Origin of the sequence: Actinoallomurus vinaceus (assembly GCF_039542055.1) — a bacterium.
Classification (GTDB): domain Bacteria; phylum Actinomycetota; class Actinomycetes; order Streptosporangiales; family Streptosporangiaceae; genus Actinoallomurus; species Actinoallomurus vinaceus.
In genome coordinates this window covers 1-1,307 of record NZ_BAABHK010000050.1, presented here as the reverse complement: position 1 = coordinate 1,307, position 1,307 = coordinate 1, and the positions used below count along the sequence as shown (strand labels likewise).

General features: G+C 64.3%; 1 protein-coding gene. It reads right to left on the bottom strand.

Annotation, left to right across the window (positions count from 1 at the left end; all coding sequences use genetic code 11):
- Positions 1–42 precede the first annotated feature (42 nt).
- A protein-coding gene (locus tag ABEA24_RS53300) for an IS3 family transposase (protein ID WP_345444750.1) occupies positions 43–1,253 on the bottom strand; the annotation gives its coding sequence in 2 pieces (ribosomal slippage) (positions 43–968 and positions 968–1,253; 1,212 coding nt in all).
- Positions 1,254–1,307 lie beyond the last annotated feature (54 nt).

The window sequence follows — 1,307 nt, the reverse complement described above, 5'->3', positions numbered from 1 at the left end:
CTGGACCGCCCCGGCGAAGTTGGAGGCCGGATTGCTCGGTTCTCACCCGGCCAGGGGTGTAGCCCCGCGTGACCGGTGGAACGCTTCCTCGTACTCGCGCGGGGGAATGTTCCCGCAGTAAGAATGTATCCTTTCGGTGTTGTACCATGCCACCCATTCCATAGTGGCTATCGTCACATCCATGACGTTTTTCCAGCCGCCACGGAAATCGATGAGCTCTTTCTTGTAGAGACTATTGAGCGATTCGGCGGCGGCATTATCGTAGGAATCTCCCTTGCTGCCGACCGAGCGGGCAGCGCCGATCTGGTCCAGGCACTCGCCATACCTAATCGAGGTATATTGCACACCGCGATCGGAATGATGAACCAGGCCGTCGCCAACGCCGCCACGTGACCAGATCGCCATTTCCAGCGCGTCCAGCGCCAGATCCGCACCCAGATGATCGGCGACCTGCCACCCGACGATCGCCCGGGAGAACAAATCCTGCACGAACGCGACATAACCCCACCCGGCAGCGGTGTCGACATACGTGATGTCCGCTACCCAGCGGCGATCCGGAGCGTCCGCGGTGAAGTCTCGTTCCAGCAGGTCACCTGGCCGATCAGCGCCCGCCACCGTGATCCGGGGCCGTTTGCGGGCCGCGCATACACCGGCGATGCCCAACTCGCGCATCAGCCGCTCAACTGTGCACCGGGCGACCTCGACGCCTTCGCGGTTCAGCTGCGCCCATACCTTCCGGGCACCGTACACGCGCCGGCCCGGGCCTTCCCACACCCGCCTGATCTCCTTCTTCAGTTGTTCGTCACGCACCGCACGAGCCGACGGCATTAGCTCGCGTTTCTTCGCCGCCCAATACGTCGACGGCGCGCATCCCAGGACAGCGCAGATCGGCTCGACACCGAACCGGTCCCGGTGAAGATCGATGAACTCGACTAGCGCGGCAGTTTCGGATCGAGTTCCCGGGCGAAAAACGCACTGGCGGCCTTCAGGATCTCGTTCGCCCGCCGCAGTTCACGGTTCTCACGCTCGAGCTCGGCGATCCTTTGCGCGTCGCTGGTCGTGGTCCCCGGGCGCTTCCCACCATCGACCTCGGCCTGCCGGATCCAGGTCCGCAACGCCTCGCGATGCACCCCGAGCTGGTCGGCGACCCGGGCGATCGTCCCGGTCTTCTCACCGGTCTGCTCACGTAGTTCAAGGACCATCCGGACCGCGCGCTCACGCAGCTCAGACGAGTACTTCCTCGGGGGTGCCATAGCCCCTCACCCTTCCAGGTATCAGGGCCTCCAACCAACGCGGGGCGCTCCACC